Annotated in this window: 12 protein-coding genes; 6 read left to right on the forward strand and 6 right to left on the reverse strand. The window is 74.4% G+C overall.

What is annotated here, in order from left to right:
* Positions 1-23 precede the first annotated feature (23 nt).
* Positions 24-920 carry an NAD(+) diphosphatase gene (gene nudC / locus IFY26_RS03960; protein WP_232547696.1) on the forward strand — a complete coding sequence of 299 codons (897 nt, stop codon included), beginning with the start codon at positions 24-26 and terminating at the stop codon, positions 918-920.
* On the opposite strand, the gene recD is transcribed toward nudC, so the two are convergent.
* Genes recD through IFY26_RS03975 form a run of 3 tightly spaced genes read right to left on the reverse strand, consistent with a single transcriptional unit; the run spans position 913 to position 9106 of the window.
* Positions 913-2568 carry an exodeoxyribonuclease V subunit alpha gene (gene recD / locus IFY26_RS03965; protein WP_232547697.1) on the reverse strand — a complete coding sequence of 552 codons (1656 nt, stop codon included), beginning with the start codon at positions 2566-2568 and terminating at the stop codon, positions 913-915. The genes nudC and recD overlap by 8 nt on opposite strands.
* Positions 2565-6011: a UvrD-helicase domain-containing protein gene (locus IFY26_RS03970; protein ID WP_232547698.1), complete on the reverse strand. Its 3447-nt coding sequence runs from the start codon at positions 6009-6011 to the stop codon at positions 2565-2567. Before IFY26_RS03970 ends, recD begins: the two co-directional genes overlap by 4 nt.
* Positions 6008-9106, reverse strand: a complete 3099-nt coding sequence (locus IFY26_RS03975; RefSeq protein ID WP_232547699.1) for an exodeoxyribonuclease V subunit gamma — start codon at positions 9104-9106, stop codon at positions 6008-6010. Before IFY26_RS03975 ends, IFY26_RS03970 begins: the two co-directional genes overlap by 4 nt.
* 94 nt (positions 9107-9200) lie before the next feature.
* Between IFY26_RS03975 and IFY26_RS03980 the strand changes: the two genes are divergently transcribed.
* Complete coding sequence (locus IFY26_RS03980; RefSeq protein ID WP_232547700.1) at positions 9201-11249, forward strand: ATP-dependent helicase; 2049 nt, start codon at positions 9201-9203, stop codon at positions 11247-11249.
* Here IFY26_RS03980 and IFY26_RS03985 read toward each other — a convergent pair.
* The gene (locus IFY26_RS03985; protein ID WP_232547701.1) at positions 11246-12049 is read right to left on the reverse strand and encodes a TOMM precursor leader peptide-binding protein; all 804 of its coding nucleotides are present in this window, start codon (positions 12047-12049) and stop codon (positions 11246-11248) included. The genes IFY26_RS03980 and IFY26_RS03985 overlap by 4 nt on opposite strands.
* Before the next feature lie 1001 nt (positions 12050-13050).
* Complete coding sequence (locus IFY26_RS03990; protein ID WP_232547702.1) at positions 13051-13212, reverse strand: DUF5679 domain-containing protein; 162 nt, start codon at positions 13210-13212, stop codon at positions 13051-13053.
* A 250-nt stretch (positions 13213-13462) separates the two neighbouring features.
* Here IFY26_RS03990 and IFY26_RS03995 point away from each other — a divergent pair, with 250 nt between their 5' ends.
* Positions 13463-13990, forward strand: a complete 528-nt coding sequence (locus IFY26_RS03995) for a M48 metallopeptidase family protein (protein ID WP_232547703.1) — start codon at positions 13463-13465, stop codon at positions 13988-13990.
* A gap of 59 nt (positions 13991-14049) precedes the next feature.
* Here the strand turns inward: IFY26_RS03995 and IFY26_RS04000 are convergent, their stop codons facing one another.
* On the reverse strand, positions 14050-15411 hold the full coding sequence (locus IFY26_RS04000) for a zinc-dependent metalloprotease (RefSeq protein ID WP_232547704.1): 1362 nt from the start codon (positions 15409-15411) through the stop codon (positions 14050-14052).
* A 104-nt stretch (positions 15412-15515) separates the two neighbouring features.
* Here IFY26_RS04000 and IFY26_RS04005 point away from each other — a divergent pair, with 104 nt between their 5' ends.
* From IFY26_RS04005 to IFY26_RS04015, 3 genes are all read left to right on the forward strand, one after another.
* Positions 15516-16565, forward strand: coding sequence for a PDZ domain-containing protein (locus IFY26_RS04005; protein WP_232547705.1), 1050 nt, complete (start codon positions 15516-15518; stop codon positions 16563-16565).
* Positions 16562-17074, forward strand: a complete 513-nt coding sequence (locus tag IFY26_RS04010; RefSeq protein WP_232547706.1) for a PPA1309 family protein — start codon at positions 16562-16564, stop codon at positions 17072-17074. Before IFY26_RS04005 ends, IFY26_RS04010 begins: the two co-directional genes overlap by 4 nt.
* Positions 17075-17148: 74 nt before the next feature.
* Positions 17149-20016, forward strand: coding sequence for a UPF0182 family membrane protein (locus tag IFY26_RS04015; RefSeq protein WP_232547707.1), 2868 nt, complete (start codon positions 17149-17151; stop codon positions 20014-20016).
* Positions 20017-20065: the final 49 nt, after the last annotated feature.

Raw genomic sequence — 20065 nt, forward strand, 5'->3', positions numbered from 1 at the left:
GGGCCACCAGTAGGTTGAGCGTCATGGAGCCCTGGGTGCCAAGCAGCGTGTTGGACCGCGCAGCAGACGGGCGGTCCGACCCGGCCTGGGTCGCCGCGCTGTGGGCGCATCCGGAGAGCCGCGTGTTCGGCGTCGACGCGCGCTCGACCGTGACGGCCTCGACCACGACCGCCTCGACCACGACCGCTCTGCGTGTCGGGCTGCGTTGGCAGCGACCGGCCGGCCCGTACGTCCCCGAGCGCCACCTGCTCGTCGGCCTCGTCGAGGGCCGGGCCTGGTTCGTCACCGAGGCCGACGTGCTCGGTGACGTGGGGGTGACCGCCTCGCTGCGCGATCTCGCGCCGGAGCTGGACGAGACCCTGACCGACGTTGCCGTCACGGGAGTGGCCCTGGTCAACTGGCACCGGGTGGCGCCGTACTGCGGGCAGTGCGGCGCCCTCACCGAGGTGCACGACGGGGGGCACCTGCGGTGGTGCCCGACCTGTGAGCGCCAACGGTTCCCCCGCACCGATCCCGCGGTGATCGTCGCGGTGCTCGACCCCGACGACCGGTTGCTGCTCGCCCACCAGAACGTGTGGGAGGCCACCCGGGTGTCGATCCTGGCCGGTTTCGTGGAGGCCGGCGAATCGTTGGAGCAGGCCGTGCACCGCGAGATCGCCGAGGAAGCGGGGCTGCGGTTGACGGCGCTGCGCTACGTGGGCAGCCAGCCCTGGCCCTTCCCACGCTCGGTCATGCTCGGCTTCGTGGCCCACACGGCCGACGCGCGGATTCGCGTCGACGGCGTCGAGATCGCCTGGGCGCGGTTCTACGCGCGGGACGAGCTCGAGGCGGCGGTGGCGTCGGGAGACATCACGCTGCCGACGAGCGCCTCCATCGCCAGCCGCATCATCACCGCGTGGCGGGAGGGCGACCTCAGCTGAGTCGGCGCGCCAGCCCGCTCATGCGGCGGGCCGGGTGGCCGATGGCCTCGCGCACGGCGTCCTCGCTGCCGAGCAGCAGCACCGAGCGCTCGGCGCGCGTCACCGCGGTGTAGAGCAGCTCGCGGGTGAGCAGGGGCGAGCCGACGGGGGGCAGCACCACGCTGACGTGACCGAACTGGCTGCCCTGGGCCTTGTGCACCGTCATGGCGTGCAGCGTGGTGAGCCCCTCCAGCACGAACGGTGAGTGGCTCACGACGGTCGTCCCCTCCCGGAACCAGGCCCGCGGGCCGTCGGGCCCCGCGATGACCACGCCGGTGTCGCCGTTGTGCAGGCCGAACTCGGGGGCGTTGACCGTCATCATGACCGGGCGGGCCACGGCGAACTCGCCGTCGGAGGCCCACCCCGGCGCGGCCTCCGCCAGCCAGGACACGACCTGCCGCGTCCAGTGCTGGACGCCGAACGGCCCCCGCCGGTGGCCGCACAGCAACCGGTGTTCCTCCAGCGCCGTCAGGGCGGCCCCGACCGAGCCGGACGCGGCAGCCTCGAGCAGACGGACGCCGGGGCCGACCACGCGGTCGCGGAGCGACGCGGCGGCGTCCGCACCGTCGACCAGGGCGACGTGTTCGCCTCCGTCGGCCAGCACGCCGAGCGCCGCGTCGGCCTCGCCGGCGCGAATCGCCCGGGCGAGGGCCGCGATCGTGCCGTCGAACCGGTAGTTGCGTTCGAGCCGGGCCACGACGCCGCGGGTGGCAGGGGCCTTGGTGATGTCGGCGAGCACCGAGCCGGCGTCGACGGAGGCCAACTGGTCAGGGTCCCCGACGAGCACGAGGCGTGCGGCGGGTTTGAGTGCGGCCAGCAACCGCGCCATGAGCAGCATCGACACCATCGACGTCTCGTCGACGACGACCACGTCGTGGGGAAGCGGGTTCGTGGCGTCGTGCACGAATCGGTTGCGCGAGCCGGGCCGCCACCCCAGCAACGTGTGGAGGGTGACGGCGGTGAAGGCGCTCGGGGCCAGGGACTCGGTCATGCGGGCGGCCGCCTTGCCCGTCGGGGCCGCCAGCGCCACGAGGGCGTCCGGCTCGTCGACCCGCAGCCGCTCGATGAGCCGGCGGATCGTGTGGGTCTTGCCCGTGCCGGGGCCGCCCGCGATCACCGACACCCGGTGCGAGAGTGCCAGCGTGATCGCGTCGTCCTGCCCCGTCGCACCCGTGTCGTCACCGGTGCCGGCCAGGCGCGCCAACAGGGCCAGGCGCACGCTCTCCTGGTCGCCGAAGTGCCGCTCGAGGTAGAGCGCGTCGTCGACCAAGCGCAGGGGGCGTTCACCCGGCCCGCCGTCGCCGACCCGGACGGCGGGGCTGGCGCGCAGGGCGGCCAGCCACCCGGCCTCCTCCGGCCACAGCTCGGCGGGCACCTCCGCGACGGCGTCCTCACCGAGCCCGAGATCGCGGATGCGGGACCACTCGAGGCAGATCGACCCGGAGCGCAGGGCCCGCACCGTCAGCGCCAGGGCGAGCTGGACGCGCTCGTCGGTCTCGCCGAACAGGTGGGTGAGTTGCTGGGCGGGGTGGACGTCGGCCCACGCGAGGACGCCCGCCGCGGAGAACTGTGCGAGCAGGCCGCGGGCGCTCACGGCGATGTCGGTCACGAGGCACCTCCGGCGAGCAGACGGGAGACGGCCAGCACCAGCGCCGCGGGGGGGTGCCAGGTGAAGACGCCCAGCGGCGCCCCGCCCACGACGGGGGTGTCCGCACCCGCCATGCCGCGCACGAACAGGTAGGCGACGCCGGCGAGGTCCCGCTCCGGGTCGTAGCCCGCCAGCCGCTGGGCGAGAAAGCGGTGCAGGGCCACGCAGTACAGCAGGGCCTGCAGGGGGTAGTGGCTGGCCATCATGCCCTCGGCCATCGCGGCGGGGGTGTAGTGCCCGAGCGTCAACGCCTCGCCCGGCGCCGACAGCCGGTTGGTCTTGTAGTCGACGACCACGTAACCGGGCCGTTGCGTGGGCCCGGCCAGACGCAACACCGCGTCGATGGACCCGGTGAGGAAGCCGTGGAGCTGTTGCTCGGCCAGCAGGGGGTGCGCCAACCGCTCGGCGTAGCCGGCGAGCGGATCACCGGCGCTCAGGTGGGTCGTCAACAGCTCGGCGAGGTCGGCCACGGTGGCGCGCGGGTCGGCCAGGGGGAACTCGAAGTCCAGCTCGCTGAGCCGGTCGCCCGGTCCGAAGTCGCGCAGCACCGCACCCGGGGCGAGATCTCCCAGCGGCGTCAGCAAGGTGGGGGCTATCGCCTCGGCCAGCTCCGCCGGATCCACCCCGCCCACCGGCCACCGCACCAGCGCCGCCTCGACGGCGCCGGCGAGCCGGTCGCGCCAATCGACGCCCGTGGCGTCCACGTGTTCGTACACCTCGTGCACGAGGCTGCCGAACGCCGGACCGGCGGGCAGGGCAGCCATGGGGGAGGGCTGCGCCAGGCGGGGATCAGCCGGGGGCGGGGCGGGCGTCACCGCGCCCGTCGTCCCGGGGCCGGTGGGCGAATCGGCCTCCTGGGGTTCGTCGGCGACGAAGGGCCCCTCGGCGATCGGGTGCGCGAGCTCGTGCACGTCGGCGGTCAGGCCCGAGTAGGACGTGCGGCGCCACCCCCGGTCGATCGTGCGGCGCCACGGCCTGGCTGCCAGGTCCGACGGCGAGGGCAGGCCCGCCCGCGCAGCGCGTTCCCCCGCCCCGCCGCGTTCTCCCGCCCCGGCGCGTCCCGCCTCGTCGGGGGCGGCGTGCTCGGTGGCGGCGTCGGGCTCCCCCAGCAGCGTGACGCCGACCTCGGTGCCCGCCAGGCGGCCCACCAGGCGCGGGCTGCCCCCGGCGGGCAGGTCATCGGTGGGGTAGGCGAGCCGGGGCCGGGTGGGTGCGTCGGCCGAGCGCGTGGCCTGCAGCAGCCGGTGCAGCGGCGCCGTCGGGGTGTTCCAGTGGTGCGCCCACCAGGCCACCACGTGCGACTCGGCCCGGGTCAGCCCCACGTACAGGGCCCGCAGCGCCTCATCGCCCTCCTCGACCAGCCAGCGCTCCCAGCGATCCGGACGCCCCGCGCCGCGACGCCCACCCACGTCGAGCGTGCGGCCGCCCGCGCCGGGCACGATCAGTGCCTGACCCCGGTCGGTCGGCTCCTTGCGCGAGGCCCCGGCGTCCGGCAGCAACACCACCGGCCACTGCAGGCCCTTCGCCCGGTGGATCGTCATGATCTGGACGGCGTCGGCGTCGGTCTCCAGGCGCCGCGTCCGCTCGGCGTCACCCGAGGCGCGCTCGATCTCGCGCGCCAGCCAGAGGGCCAGCTCCCGGGGGCGGGCCGGGGTGCCGGCCGTCGTCCGCTCGTGCAGGATCTCGGCGAGGTGCCGGTGGTCGGTCACCCTGCGCTCCCCACCCGGGCACGCCAGCAGGCGCGCCGAGAGGTCGGTGTCGCGCTCGATCGCGGCGAGCAGCGCCCAGACGCCACCGCGACCCAGCACCCGGGCCCAGGTGTGCACCCACAGCGACCACGCCGCCGTCCGGGCGTCGTCGGCGCGGGCCAGGTCGGCCACCGTGGCCCCCACGAACGACGTCAGCCAGGCGCGTTGTAGATACGGACGCCGCCGGCGGTCCAGCGCCTGCAGCAACGTCAGCCAGTCGCGGGCGGCGTCGGAGGCGAACACGCTGGACGTGCCGGAGAACGTCGCCGCGATCCCCACCGACGTCAGGGCGGCCGCGAGATCGGCTCCCCGCCCGTTCGAGCGGACGAGGACGGCGATGTCCTTCGGCTGCAGCCCCCCGGCAGCGGGGTCCGCCCGGCGCAGGGGGGCGTCCGGGCCGAGCAGGTCGGTCACCACCGCCACGAGGTCGGCGGCGATCGCGTCGCCTGCCTGCCACGGGCTGATGGCCTTGTCGGCCTCCAGGGTGCGCAGCTGCACGCCCCGCTCCCAGGCCGTCCCCGGACGCCCCCGCAACCGGGGCGATCGCGCGGCCGCCACGGCCGGCACGTCGATGTCCTCACCCAGCGCGATGCCGTCGAACAGGGTGGCGACGCCGGCGACCACTCCGGGGTCGGACCGATGGTTCGTCCGCAGCGTCGTGAGGGCGCCGGCCTCCCGCGTGGCGCTGGTGTAGAGGTGCACGTCGCCGCCGCGGAAGCCGTAGATGGCCTGCTTGGGGTCTCCGATCAACACCACGGTGGACGAGGGCGCGAACGCTTGCTGGAGCACGCTCCACTGCACCGGATCGGTGTCCTGGAACTCATCGACGAGGACGACCGGGAACCGCTCCGCGAGCCGGGCTCGGGCCAGCTCCCCGGTGCGCGGGTCGGCCAGCGCCGCGTCCAGCCGGGTCAGCTGGTCATCGAAGCTGAACAGGCGCAGGCGGCCCTTGCGGCGATCGACCTCGGCCCGGACGGCGGCCGCGAAGGCCGCCCGCTCGCCGGCCGCGCCCGGGGTGTCGGTGCCGCCGAGCAGGGCCGCGTCGTGCACGGCGTCGCGGGCGATCTCACGGGCGCCGGGATCGTCGCGTTCGGACGCGGCACCCGCGAACGGGAACGGAGGCGGGGTGTCACCCTGGGCGTAGCGCTGCACGTAGAGGTCGGCGGCGACCTCGTCGGCGAGCCACCCCAGATCCTCGGTCAGGTGCGACTGGGGCGTCTGCGGAGCGAGGATGCCCAGGCCGCGAAGCATGGCGTGGCAGAACTCGTGGGTCGTCATGATCGTGGCCCGGTCGACGTCGGCAAACGCGGCCTCAAGGCGCGCCGCGCGCACCGCGACCTCGCCGGCCGGCACCCCCTCGATGAGGGCCCGGTCCACCGCGTCGTCCGGAGTCACACCGCCGGTGGCCGCGCGCAGCGCCTCGGCCGACTCCCGCAGGCGGGTCCGGACCCGCAGCCGCAGCTCGGCGGTGGCGGCCCGGGAGAAGGTGACGAGCAGCAAGGCGGAGATGTCCACCGCACCCTCGGCCAGGAAGCGGGCGGCCAGCGCGGCGATGGCGTGGGTCTTCCCCGTCCCCGCCGAGGCCTCCAGCACGGTCACCCCGCGCGGCAGGGGACCGGTCAGGTGGAACGTGGCGGCATTCGCGAACCCGCTCATCCGCCGCTCGCCTTCACCACGGGGGCCCACGCGATGGCCGCCAGCGCGCCCAGCGCCGACTCCTCCTCGGGGTGGCCCCACGGATCGTCGGGTTCCCGGGGCACGCGCCACGGCTTGTGCCCCGCCGGCAGCACCGCCGACCACGCGGCGTCGCGGTCGCGCTGCCAGTCGCGCTGCAGGAACCGCTCCTCGGCCAGCGGATCCTCGCCCCGGGCGCGGACGACCGCCCAGCGGTGGGCCACGGTCGGGGGCATGGGCAGGATGCGCTCCCCACCGTGGCGGGCGAGGTGGACCAGGTCACCCAGCAGCGAGCGGGCCAGCTCCGGTGGCGGCGCGGCGAGCCGCTCCGGGCCGCGGCGGCCCACCAGGACGGCGTCCACGCGCTCCTCGGTGGCAGCGGCCAGGGCCAGGCACCGCACCCAGGCGTCCGCCAGGTGCCGGGGCCCCACCCGGGCGTACAGCGAGTCGGCGACCCGCCCGCCGCGGGTCGTGACGCGCCCGGTGACGCGCACCCCGTCGACGGGAAGGTCGACGACGTGCGCGTCCGTCGCTCCGTCGGCCGCCCGGGTGAAGTCCCGGTGGATCCGCTCGACGGTCGCGGAGATGCGCTCGATGGCGCGCCCGCCGAGCCGCGCCGGCGGCACGTCGCCGGAGAGCCACTCGGCGGTGACGAGGTCCGCCAGCGGCTGGCCCGCCCGCAGGGCGTCCAGCATGCGGCTGCCGATCTGCCATTCGGTGAGAAAATCCAGGTCCAGTGGCAGTTCCTCGGCCGTCGGGTCGTCCTCGCCGAGGGTGAGCCCGGTGCGCTGGCGCAGAAACGAACGGACCGGATGCTTGAGCAGGGCCGCCAGCGCGGGCAGGTCGATGGCGGTCAGCTCCTCACCGCGGTGCACGTGGCCGACGGACCACACGTCCGGCGCGCTCGACCGTGGACCCACCAGCGCCCGCGCCGCGCGCAGCGCGCCCCGGTCGAAGGAACGCGGCTCGGGGAAGAAATTGTCCGCCGCAAAGGCCTGCAGCGGCTCGTGGCGCACCGCGCCCGGGCCGAAGACCTCGATGAGATCGAGGACGCCGGCGGGCGGCGGGTGCTCCTCGTTGGTGTGGGCGGAGTGGGCCTGGTACACGACGACGAGGCGCTCGGACGCGGCCAGCACGGCGTCGAGGATCGCCTGCCGGTCGTCCGCGCCCGGGTCCGGGTCACCCGGTTCGGGGTCCCGGACGAGGAGGTCGTCCCCGTCACCGAGCGAGCGGCGGGGGAACGTCCGCTCGTCCAGCCCGACGAGGCAGACGACGCGGTGCGGCACCTGGGCGAGCGCGTCCAGGGAGCACACGACCAGCGAGCCGTTGCCGTAGGTGGGGCGGGTGACCCGCCAGGCGAACTCACCCTCCAGCAGCGCGAGCGCGTCGGCGGACCCCACCGGGGCGGACGAGGACGCGCCGCGGGTCTCGATGGCGTCGAGCGCCGACCAGACCTGGCTGAGCTGCCAGCCCTCGGCGAACGGCACGTCGGCCAGCAGGTCGACCGCGTCGCGCAGTCGCTCGGCCCACGCGGCCAGGGTGCCCGGCTCGGAGCACGCCCGCACGATGCGCGACACCCGGCTCACGAGCTCCGCCAACGCCCCGACGAGCGTGGTGTCGGTCGACGTGACGTCGTCGACCGTGGCGACCACCCCCACGGTGGTCGGCTGGTCGCCGCTGAAGGCCTCGCCGAGGGTCAGCCGCTGGACGCCGAGCTGCCACGTGTTCTGCGGCACGCCCGCCAGGCCGAAGCCGGCGCGGTGGGCGGGGTTGATGCCCCAGCGGACGCCGGAGCGCTCCAGCAACTCTTCGAGGCGCTCGGCGTCGTCCACGTCGATCCCGAACCGTCGCGCCACGAACGGATGGGTGGCCAGGGCCAGCAGCTGCGAGACGGTGGCGCGCGCGTGGGGCAGGCGCAGCAGGTCGAGCAGCAGCCCGTAGAGGCGGTTCGCCTCGGCGGCCGACCCCTCGGCGACCTGCACCCGCAGGGTGCTGCCCGGGTGCGGCTCGTCGCCCGGCGACGTGGGCGCCCCGAACGTGGCCGCGAGGTGGGGTGCCAATGCCGCGGGGTCCGGCGTGGCGACCACCACGTGCCGCGGTTCGAGCGTCGGGTCGTCGGCGAACACACCAGTGATCACCTCCCGCAGCACCTCGACCTGCCGGGCGGGCCCGTGGCTGCCGTGGAGGCTGACCGACGCGTCGGTGCGTCCGGGCGCCGCGGCGGTGCCGGCCAACAGCGCGGCCTGCAGTCGCCCCAGCGCCGTGTCCGGCCGAGCCTTCCCCGGGTGGTGGTCGACGCGATCGGCGATCCGCTCCCAGCCCGTCCGCCAGGCGCGGCCCCGTCGGCCGAGCGCCCCGCCCACGGGGTTGTCGGTGTGCGCCGGGCCGCTCGAGGGCAGCCAGACATCCACCGGAGTGGAGTTCGCGACCGCGCGCAGCAGGCCCCACTGGACGGGCGTCACGGCGCGCGGCGCGAAGACGTGGAGAGCCGGCCAGGGGAGCGCCATGGTGCCCTCGGCGAGCCCACGGGCCAGCGCGGCGCGACGCACCAGGGGGTCCGGGGCGTCGATGACGCTGTGGAGACGGCGCCACAGGTGCACCTGCCACCCGTCGAAGCCCAGGTGGGCGGCTGCGTCCGGGTCGGACGCGAAGTCGCGCAGCAAGCCGGGCCGGTGGTCGGCGTACCGGGCGAGGATGCGCGCGAGCCGCAGGGCGTTGGCGTAGCGCTGGTCGTTGGCGTCGAGGTGGGTGGCCAGCGGAGCCAGTTCCGGATCGCCGGCCGCCACCACGTCCAGGATCGCCCACACCAGCCGCTCCGGCGCCCACGGGTCGTCGGCGGTCGGGGCCCCGCCGAGCAGCGACTCCAGCGCGGCGAACCGCTGGGCGTCCAGCCCGGCACTGATGCCCTCCGGCCCGCTCTGCAGGGCCACCTGTTGGCTCAACCAGCGCGCCATGCCGGGCCCGGGGGTGATCACCAGGGGCCGGGCGAACGGGTCCCCCGGCGTCGCCACGCGCGCCACGAACGCCGACGCCAGCGTCGTGGCGTCGTCGGCGGTGTGGAGGACCAACTCGTTCATCGTGCGCCCCACCCTAAACGGCCCCACCGACAATCCTGCGCGGCCCGCTCCGTCACGGCCGGGTTGTCGGTGGGCGCCACTAGGCTGTGCTCCCGTGACACCCGACTCCGAGGAGATCCTCGACGGACTCGACCCCGAGCAGCGCCTGGTGGCGAGCGCGCTCGCGGGCCCCGTGGTCGTGCTCGCGGGGGCGGGCACCGGCAAGACGCGGGCCATGACGCACCGCATCGCCTACGGCGTGGCGAGCGGCGCCTTCGCGTCCAACAGCGTGCTCGCCCTCACCTTCACCACGCGCGCGGCCGGTGAGCTCCGGGGCCGGCTGCGCCGCCTGGGCGTCCCGTCGGTCCAGGCGCGCACGTTCCACTCGGCCGCGCTGCGCCAGGCCCAGTACTTCTGGCCCCGCGCGTACGGTTCGGAGCTGCCGCCCGTCGAGTCCAACAAGGCCGGCATGGTGGCCGCCGCGCTGCGTCGGCAACGGCTGAACCCGGACACGGCCCTGCTGCGCGACGTGGCCGGTGAGATCAGCTGGGCCAAGGTCAGCAACGTGACACCGACCGACTACGCCGCCCTCGCGGCCACCCGGGGGCGCACCGTCGCCAGCTTGGCCGCCGACGAGGTCGGCCGGGTCTTTGCCCACTACGAGGCGGTCAAGGCCGCCCGCGGCGTCATCGACTTCGACGACATACTGCTCTGTACCGCTGGCCTGCTCGCCGAGCACGCCGACGTGGCCGGGGAGGTGCGACGCACCTATCGCCACTTCGTGGTCGACGAGTACCAGGACGTCAGCCCGTTGCAGCAGGCGTTGCTCGACCTGTGGCGGGGCGACTCGGAGGAGATCTGCGTGGTCGGCGACCCGGCCCAGACCATCCACTCGTTCGCGGGCGCGCAGGCGTCCTTCCTCACCGGCTTCCATCGGCGCCATCCGGACGCCACCCGCATCGAGCTGGTCCGCGACTACCGGTCGACCCCCCAGGTGGTCGGGCTGGCCAACCGCGTGATGGCCGGTCACGGGCCGCGCGTCGACCTGCGCGCCCAGCGTCCCCCCGGCCCCGAACCCATCCTCACGATGGCTGCCAGCGAGGCCGACGAGGCCGCCGACGTCGCCGCCTGGCTCGCGGGCCTGCATGCCGCCGGCACCCCCTACCCCGAGATGGCCGTCCTCTACCGCATCCACGCCCAGAGCCCGCCGCTGGAGGCCGCCCTGGCCGATGCGGGCATCCCGTTCGTCACCCGTGGCAGCGAGGGGTTCTTCGAGCGCGCGGAGGTGCGCGCTGCCCTGCGCGGCCTCGCGGCCGCGGCGCGGACGACCGACGACCCGCCGGCGGACGCCCTGCGCACCGTGCTCGCCGGGCTGGGCTGGACGCCGGAGCCGCCCTCGGGCCAGGGTGCCGTCCGCGAGCGCTGGGAGAGCTGGGACGCCCTGGCCGGGCTGGGCGCGGCGTTCGCCGAGGAGCACCCGGACGCCACCAGCGACGACCTGCTCGCCGAGCTGGACGCCCGCGCCGCCGCCCAACACTCCCCGGACGGCCAGGGCGTCACGCTGAGCAGCCTTCACGCCGCCAAGGGCCTCGAGTGGGACGCCGTCGCCATCGTCGGCGTCCACGAGGGCAGCCTGCCGTTCGTGCTCGCCACCAGCCCCGACGACATCGCCGAGGAGCGCCGGCTGTTCTACGTCGGGGTCACCCGCGCCCGGGAGCACCTGCGCGTGTCGGGCTCGACGACGCGCCGCGGCACCGGGCAACGCCGGTCGCCGACGCGCTTCCTGGACGGCCTGGTGGCGGCGCCGGCGGCGTCCGATCGGCCCACCGGTCGGCGACGGGGCAAGGGATCGGCGCAGGCGCGCACGTGCCGCGTCTGCGGGCGGAGCCTGGCCACCGGGGCCGAGCGGAAGCTGGGGCGCCACACCACGTGCGAGTCCGACCTCGACGAGGCGCTGTGGGAGGAGCTGCGTGCCTGGCGGAAGGCGGAGGCGGACGGCGCCGGCGTCCCCGCCTTCGTCGTGTTCACCGATGCCACGCTGCTCGCCGTCGCCGAACAGAAACCCAGCGGCCGGGACGCCTTGGGCGGCATCGCGGGGATCGGAGCGACCAAGCTGGCCCGCTACGGCGATGCCGTGCTGGCCGTGGTGGACGCCCACCGCTAAGCCTCCGAGTCCCGGGCGCACCCGCAGTGGGGGTGTCGCGGCCAGCGGCGGGCACCGAGGGTCCACGACTGGTGGTCCAGTTCCAGGGTGGTGCCGAGCGTGTCGGGCGCACCGGACGCGAACCAGGCGCGGAGCTGGGCCGCGGCGGTGGCGGCCGCCCAGGCGACGGCGCCGTCGTCCGGGACGACCCGGAGGCGACACAGCTGGGTGAGCAGGTAGGGCCACCGCCGGTCGTGGTCGCGGCGGACGAGGTCGACGCAGCGCGAGCATGCCGAGCGCCCCGGGTCGACGAACGGCCCGACCACGGTGCGCTCCGGTTCACACCGCACCACCAGATGGGGCAGCCGGGCCTCCACGAGCCCCCGGAGCAGGGTGCGGTCAGGTTCGACCGTCTCGCCGACGACGAGCACCGGCCGGCCGGGCGGGCAGGCGTCCGGGTGGGTGTCGCTCGGCGTGGCCACCGCGATGCCGGACGCCGTCACCGTCGCGGCGCACGCGGGGCCGAGCGGTCCCGAGCCCAGCAGGGTGACGGTGTCGGTGCGCGTGGGGGAGGCGACGAGCAGCCCGGCCGCCTCGAGGGCGTCCACGGCCTGGTCGATCCACCCCGGGTCCACCGCCGGCGCCGCCGCGGCCGCCCCGCCGGGGGTGCACCACGTGCTGAACGCGCGCACCGCGCGGTCGGCGTCCGCGGGGGCGTCGGGCAGGATGAGGGACACGGCGGCGTCGAGGCCGACCTGCACGTCGGTCGGGCTGCGCATCGCGACCGTCACGGGTGAGGCGAACCGCAGGAGCGTACTCATGGACGCCAGCGTGGCCGGTCGCGGCGCTGGGCACCAGGGGTTCGGTCACACTGCCAACACCGGGGCCCGGACGGCCAACACCTGGCCGGGCGTCGCGGCACGCGGAGGCCACCCGGACGCCGCCCCCAAGGCGGGTGCGGCAGCCACCTCGCTCCCCGCGCGGGGCGGCGCTCTTCCTGCACGAAGAGCCGCGCGGGGGCCGGGGAGCGAGGTGAACCCGGCAGGGGAGCGGCGCTACGCGAGGGGAGCGGCGCTACGCGAGGGGAGCGGCGCTACGCGAGGGGAGCGGCGCTACGCGAGGGGAGCGGCGCTACGCGAGGGGAGCGGCGCTACGCGAGGGGAGCGGCGCTACGCGAGGGGAGCGGCGCTACGCGAGGGGAGCGGCGCTACGCGAGGGGAGCGGCGCTACGCGAGGGGAGCGGCGCTACGCGAGGGGAGCGGCGCTACGCGAGGGGAGCGGCGCTACGCGAGGGGAGCGGCGCTACGCGAGGGGAGCGGCGCTACGCGAGGGGAGCGGCGCTACGCGAGGGGAGCGGCGCTACGCGAGGGGAGCGGCGCTACGCGAGGGGAGCGGCGCTACGCGAGGGGAGCGGCGCTACGCGAGGGGAGCGGCGCTACGCGAGGGGAGCGGCGCTACGCGAGGGGAGCGGCGCTACGCGAGGGGAGCGGCGCTACGCGAGGGGAGCGGCGCTACGCGAGGGGAGCGGCGCTACGCGAGGGGAGCGGCGCTACGCGAGGGGAGCGGCGCTACGCGAGGGGAGCGGCGCTACGCGAGGGGAGCGGCGCTACGCGAGGGGAGCGGCGCTACGCGAGGGGAGCGGCGCTACGCGAGGGGAGCGGCGCTACGCGAGGGGAGCGGCGTCCCGTCCGCAGCGCCGTCCTGTCCGCGCAGCATTGTGGCAACCCCGGACGTCATCGATCCGGGCGTGGGCGCTGCCGAAACCGGACGAAAAACGGCGCGGGCGCCGGGGAGATCCCCGACGCCCGCGCCGTGCGCTGTCTCAGGCCGACTTCGGCAGGAAGCGCGTGAGATTGGTGCCGCACTCGGGGCACTTGGCCTTCGCGATGCGCGTGCCCTTCTCGTTCACCGACACGGCGCCCTCGGCCTCGCGGTGGTCCTTGCACTTCACGCAGTAGAACTTACCGCTGTAGGTGTCCGACACGTGGTCCTCCTGATGCTTCGTGGTTCCGCCCGGCGAGCCGGCCGGCTTGTCGCTGCCAGCATAGGGCACCCACGGGCGCCCGACCGGCAAAGAATGAGCCAAGACCCCCGGAGTGTCGGGCGGCACGCCTTCCCCTGCGCGCTGCCCGGTGCCCCGGGGGTCCTGTTGGCGCCCAACCTACCCGCCGGTCGCGCGGCGGGTCAACCAACGGGGGACGAAAATGTCAGGGGCCACTCCTAGAGTGAGCGGCGTGACCAGTGAGGACTACGAGATCAGGACGAGCGCGCGGCGCACGCGCACCATGAGCGCCTTCCGGGAGGGTGGGCGGCTCGTCGTGGTGGTGCCGGCGCGGCTGAGCGCGCGTCAGCGCGAGGAGTCGGTGCCGGTGCTGGTCGAACGCTTTCTCGCCAGGGAGCTGGACGGCCGCGCGCCCCGCGCGGAGGACGAGCTCACCGAACGGGCCCGGGCCCTCTATGCCCGCCACATCGCCCCCGCGGCTCGCGGCCCCCAGCCCCTGTTCGGGGCCCGGTGGGTGTCGAACATGCGGCAACGCTGGGGGTCCTGCACGGCGGGCACCGGGGAGATCCGGTTGAGCGACCGTCTGGCCGTCATGCCGGCCTGGGTGGTCGACTACGTGCTCGTCCACGAGCTGGCGCATCTGGAGGAGCCCAACCACAGCGCCCGGTTCCGGCGGCTCGAGCGCTCCTACCCCGAGGTCGACCGGGCCCGGGGATTTCTCGAGGGGTGGGAGATGGCCCACCAACAGTTGGCCCCCTGAGGCCACCCCGGGGTCGGGCCGCGGCTCAGCGCCTGGCCCGACCTCGAGGCGTCCTGCTTCTAGTCGACCGGCGTGGGCCCGGACGTGCCCGAACCGGAGCCGCCCTCCTGCTCCAACAGCGCGGCCAGCGCGGCGTCGAGGTCGTCCCCCGCCGGAGCGGGGGAGCTGCCGCGCTCGGCGAAGCCCAGCGGATCGTCCAGGTCGGCCGCGGTCGGCATGAGATCGGGGTGCGCCCACACGGCGTCGCGCTCCTCGATGCCGCGGGCCGAGCGCAGCGCCGCCCAGGCATTGGCCGCGTCGCGGACCCGGCGGGGGGTGAGCTCCAGGTTGAGCAGGGTCTTGAGTGCCGCGTCGGCCGCCCCCGCGGACGCCCGGCGCCGACGGACGACCTCCAGCAGCGCCTCGGCGCGGGGGAGGAGGCCCGCGGTCGTCTGGGCGACCACGTCGTCGACCCACCCCTCGACCACGGCCACCAGCGTCTCCAGCCGGGCCAGGGTCTCGACCTGGTCGGGCGTGAGCGAGGGCTGGAAGAGCCGTCCGGCGACCGTCGAGCCGAACTCCTGCAGTGCCTCGGGCGACATCCCGCCCGAGAGCTGGGACTCGATCGCCTCCTCGAACGCGGCGGCGTCGATCGTGATGTCGCGGGCGTACTTGCCGATCAGGGCGAGCATCTGCGGGCCGAGCCAGCCCACGTTGGCGAAGAGTCGCTGGCGGGCCGTCTCCCGCAACGCGAGGTAGAGCCGCACGTCGTCCAGCGGCTGGTCCAGCCCTTCGGCGAACGCGCGGACGTTGGCCGGGAGCAGCGCGACCACGGGGTGCTCGGTGAGGGGGAAGCCAAGGTCGGACACGCTCACCACGTCGGTGGCGAGCTGCCCGATGCCCTGACCGACCTGCGCGGCCAGCATGCCGGCGGCGGCCTGCCGCATGAGCGGTTCCATGAAGCCGGCCATGCCGGCGAACTCGGGTTCGGGGCGCTGGACCACCCCGGAGATGGCCTCGGCCAGGGACGCGGAGACGCCCCCGGCCAGTTCCTGCCACGTCGCCATCGTGGCCTCGACCCACTCGGCGCGGCTCCAGGCCGCCGCCGTGGCGGTGCTGCGGCCGAACGCCGTGTGCTGGTCGAGCCACAGCTCGGCCAAGCCGACGGCATCGCGCACGGCCGTGGCGTCCGCGGGGGTGGGCGAGGGGTCGGGGCCGGCGGCGGCGGTCACCTTGCGCGCGATGTCGCGCACGAAGGTCCAGTTCAGCCCGTGGCTGCCGTCGCCGGAGCCCATGGCGTCCATCTGCCGGCTGAACTGCTGCATCGCCTGCTGCAGGGGGCCCATGAGCTGGTTCAGGTCGTAGTTGCCGTCGGGACCGGGTTGCAGGCCGAACTGCTTGAAGAATTCCTCCATCGGGTTCGGCTCGTCGCGGTCGGGCATGACTCTCCTTCGCTTCGGTTCCGGGGCTCGGTTCCGGCCCCCATTCTCGCGCACCGCGCAAGGCGCCCCGAGAGCCCCACGGGACGCACGGTAGGATCGCGCCCATGACCCAGCAGACGTTGACGGCCGCCGTCTCCGCCGTCTGGTTCCTGCTTCTGGCCATCGCCATCGCCCTCAGCCCCACCCCCTTCGTCACCTACGCCCCGGGCGCCAGCTATGACCTGCTGGGCAGTGCCGAGGGTGAGACGATCGTCGAGGTCTCCGGCGTGCCGACCTACCCCGCAACCGGACGCATCATGGCCGCCACGGTCAGCGTCACCCCTCTCGGTGGCACCGTCACCCTGCCCGAGGTGCTGTACGCGCACTGGGCGCCCGATCGCGACGCCGTGCTCCGCGAGTGGCACTATCCGACCCGGACCACGATCGCCGAGCTCCGCGAGCGCGACGTCCAGCGCCTTGCGGCCGCCCAGACGAACGCCGCCGCGTCCGCCTTGCGCGCCGCAGGCGTCGAGGTCCGCCAGATCCCCATGGTGCAGACCGTGGCGCAGGCGGGGCCGGCGGTGAACCTGCTGGTTCCGGGCGACTTCGTCCTGGCCGTCGACGACGTGCCGCTCGCCACGGTCGCGGAGGTGCGCGCCGCGATGGAGAGCCGCCCCGTCGGCGCTCCGGTGACCCTCACGGTGCTGCGTGGCCAGGAGAACCTCACGGTGACGATCGAGACCACGTCGTCCAACACGTCGCCCACCGTGCCCGTGTGGGGCGGCACGCTCACCATGGGCTTCAGCTACACCCCGGAGGTCACGTTCCACCTCGACCCCACGGTCGGCGGCGGCAGCGGCGGCCTCATGCTGGCGCTGGCGACGTTCGACCGCATCACCGACGGCGGGCTCGTGGGGGATCTCACCGTCTCCGGCACGGGGGTGCTCGACGGGGCGGGCGCCGTGAGCCGCAGCAGCGGGGTTGTGGAGAAGCTGGCCGTGGCCGAGCGCGACGGTGCCAGCGTGTTCGTCCTGCCCGCCGCCAACTGCGCCGACATCGCGGACACGCCGACCCCCCTGCGCCTCGTCAGCGTCGCGAACCTCGACGACGCGATCGCCGCGCTGGACGCCCTCGCCGCCGGCGACGACACCGGAGCCGTGGAGGGCTGCGCATGACCGACACCCTGATCGCGGCGCTGCTGGAGATCGAGCGGCACGTCGCTCATGGCGGGTGGGACGCCCCGGCGCGCCTGTTCGCCCTGGTGCCCACCGCCGAGCTGCTGGCGGCCGAACCGTCCCTGGCCGGCCAGCTGCCCCGCTCCGACGACCTCCCCGAGGGAGCACTCAGCTCCGTCGAGCAGGACGGCTTCCACGCCGGGGACGACGTGGTGGACGCCCTGGCGCACATCACGTGGCCCCCCACGGTGGCCGGCGTCGCGCTGAGCCTGGAGCGCACGTTCCTGCCCGCCTCCCTCGAGGGGGAGTTGCCCGACGACCCGGACGCCGCCGCGACGTTCGTCGCCGCTCACCCCGCCCGCCAGGACATCCGCGTCGTCGTCGGGGTCACCCGCGACGGGGCCCGCCACGGCCTGGCCCGCCTGCGCAACAATCCCGAGGAGCTCCTCGGGGGAGCCGAACTCGTCCCCGGCCTAGTCGAACCCCTGGCCGCCACCCTGCAGGCCTGACCAGCCGCCCCACCGACCCGCCGCCCAGGCCCACCCCCCCTGACCGCGCACGACTGACCCGAGGAGCCCGACCCGTGCCAGCGAACAACACCTCCCGCCGCAGCCCCCTGCTGCCCACCGTCGTCGCGGTGGCGCTCCTCGTGGCGGCCTTCATCGCCTACGCCAGCATCTGGAGCGAGAAGTTGTGGTTCGACTCGACCGGCTTCACGGATGTGTTCACCACGCAACTCCTCACGCAGGTGGCCCTCTTCGGGGTCGCGACGCTGCTCATGGGCGGCGCGTTGTTCGGCAACATGTATCTCGCCCACCGCCTGCGGCCCACGGATCGGCGGAGTGGGGCGTCCGCGGTGCTCGACCGCTACCGCGAACTCCTGGAACAGAACATCACCATGACCATGGTGGTCCCGGCCCTCCTGTTCGGCGGCATGGCGGGGTTGTCCGCGGCCACCCAGGCGTTGCCGGTGTTGGCGTGGCTGAACCGCCAGCCCGCCGGGGTGACGGATCCGGTCTTCGGACTCGACGCGTCGTTCTACATGCTGGAGTATCCGATCTGGCGCCTCGGCGCCTCCCTGTTGATGAGCGCGCTGCTCTTCGGTCTCGTGGCCGCTGCGGCCGTCCACTTCGCGATGGGCAACCTCACGCCCAACCGCAACACCATCGAACAGCAGGGTGGGGCGGCGTCGACGCACCTGTCGCTCCTGGCGGCCGCCATCCTCGTGGTCTACGGCCTGCAGAACCTCCTCGACCGTTACGGGCTGCTCCTCGACTCCGGCACCCTGTTCACCGGCCTGCACTACACCGACGCCCACGCACGCCTCACCGCCAAGCTGGTCGTCGCCGTGATCTCGTTCCTCGTGGCGACGCTGTTCTTCGTCAACGCCTTCGCGCACCGGTCGATCCTGCCGCTGGCGGGGGTCGTCCTCATGCTCGTGTCCGGGTTGATCCTGTCGCTCATCTACCCGATGGTCGTCCAGGGTCTCCAGGTGCGCCCGAACGAACCCGACCTGGAACGCCCCTACATCGCCGACCACATGGCCGCCACGAAGGCGGCCTACGGCGTGGCGGACGCCGAGATCACCGAGTACGAGGCCGTCACCCAGGTGCAGCCCGGCCAGCTCGCCGCGGACGCGGCCGCCCTGCCCGGCATCCGCCTGATGGATCCGAACGTCGTGGCGCCCACCTTCGAGCAGCTCCAGCAGGTGCGCGGCTACTACACGTTCCCGAGCATGCTCGACATCGACCGCTACACCATCGACGACCAGGCGACCGACGTGGTCATCGCCGCCCGGGAGATCAACCCGCAGGCGATCCCCGACCCCAACTGGAACAACATCCACACCGTGTTCACCCACGGCCACGGCTTCGTCTCGGCGTACGGCAACCGCCGTCAGAGCAACGGCGAGCCGGTCTGGATCACCCGGGACATCCCGCCGGCCGGTGCCATCGAGGAGACGCAGTCGCGCGTCTACTTCGGTGAGCAGTCGAGCAACTTCGCCATCGTGGGGCGCCTGCCCGAGCAGGACCCCATCGAGCTCGACACCCCGGGCGGTGCGCAGGGCGGCGGGGAGCAGTACAACCAGTATGAGGGACTGGGCGGCGTCCCGATGGGCGACTACTGGCGCCGGCTGGTCTTCGCCACCCGCATGACCGACCTCAACATCCTCCTGAGCGATCGGGTGAACGCCAACTCGCGCATCCTGTTCGACCGGACGCCGCGCGAGCGCGTCCAGAAGGTGGCGCCCTGGTTGACGATCGACAGCAATCTCTACCCGGCGATCGTCGGGGGCCGGCTGGTGTGGATCGTCGACGGCTACACGACGTCGTCGACCTACCCCAACAGCCAGCGGGTGTCGCTGCAGCGCGCCACGACCGACACGCAGACGACCTCGCTCGTCGCCCAGCTCGACGCCCCGATCAACTACATGCGCAATTCGGTCAAGGCCGTCGTGGACGCCTACGACGGCACGGTCGACCTCTACGCCTGGGACGAGGAGGATCCGCTGCTGCGGACCTACCAGCAGGTGTTCCCCGGCACGGTGCGCCCGCGCGCGGACATTTCGGACGACCTCCTGGCGCACCTGCGCTACCCCGAGGACCAGTTCAAGGTGCAGCGCGAGATCCTCAGCCGCTACCACGTCACGGATCCGCGGGTCTGGTACGACTCGACCGACGTCTGGGAGATCCCCGTCGACCCGGTGCAGACCTCCGACCAGCAGCGCGAGCCGAGCTACTACCTGTCGATCCGCTGGCCGGGGGACGCGGAGCCGATCTTCAGCCAGACGGCGGTGTTCGTGCCCCGGAACCGCCAGAACCTGGCGTCCTACCTGTCGGTCAACGCCGACGCCTCCCACGAGAACTACGGCCAACTGCGCATCCTGCGCATGTCGGACACCCAGCAGATCGACGGGCCGGGGCAGACGCAGAACGCGATCACCCAGAACCCTGCCGTCGCGGAGCGTCTGCTGCCCTACCAGCAGACGCGGGGCTCGGCGGCCGTCCGCTTCGGCAACCTGCTGACGCTGCCGATGGGCAACGGACTGCTGTACGTGGAGCCCATCTACACCGAGCGGAGCGGCTCGGCTGGCGCCTACCCGGCCCTGACGTTCGTGGTGGTGCGCTTCGGCGAGTACGTGGGCATCGGCAGCACGCTGCAGGAGGCCCTGGACGCCGTGTTCGGCGGGGACGCGGGCGCCGACACCGGTGAGCTGCCCGTCGACGGCAGCGAGGGTGGCGTGGCGGCCGGCGAGGGCACCGACACCGGGGAGGAGACACCGACCGGTCCGGTGGACGAGGCGGCGGCCGTGGCTGCGCTGCGCCGTGCCGAGGACGCGTTCACGGCGGCGGACGCCGCACTCCGCGACGGTGACCTGGCCGAGTACCAGGCCCGGACCGACGAGGCCAAGGCCGCGCTCGCGGAGGCGTTGCGCTCGATGGGCCGCTGACCGCTCGGACGGCCGCCCCCTACGGGGCGGTCGTCACCCGCGTCTCCTC

It is taken from the genome of Propioniciclava soli, from assembly GCF_014858005.1.
In the GTDB taxonomy this organism is placed as follows: domain Bacteria; phylum Actinomycetota; class Actinomycetes; order Propionibacteriales; family Propionibacteriaceae; genus Propioniciclava; species Propioniciclava soli.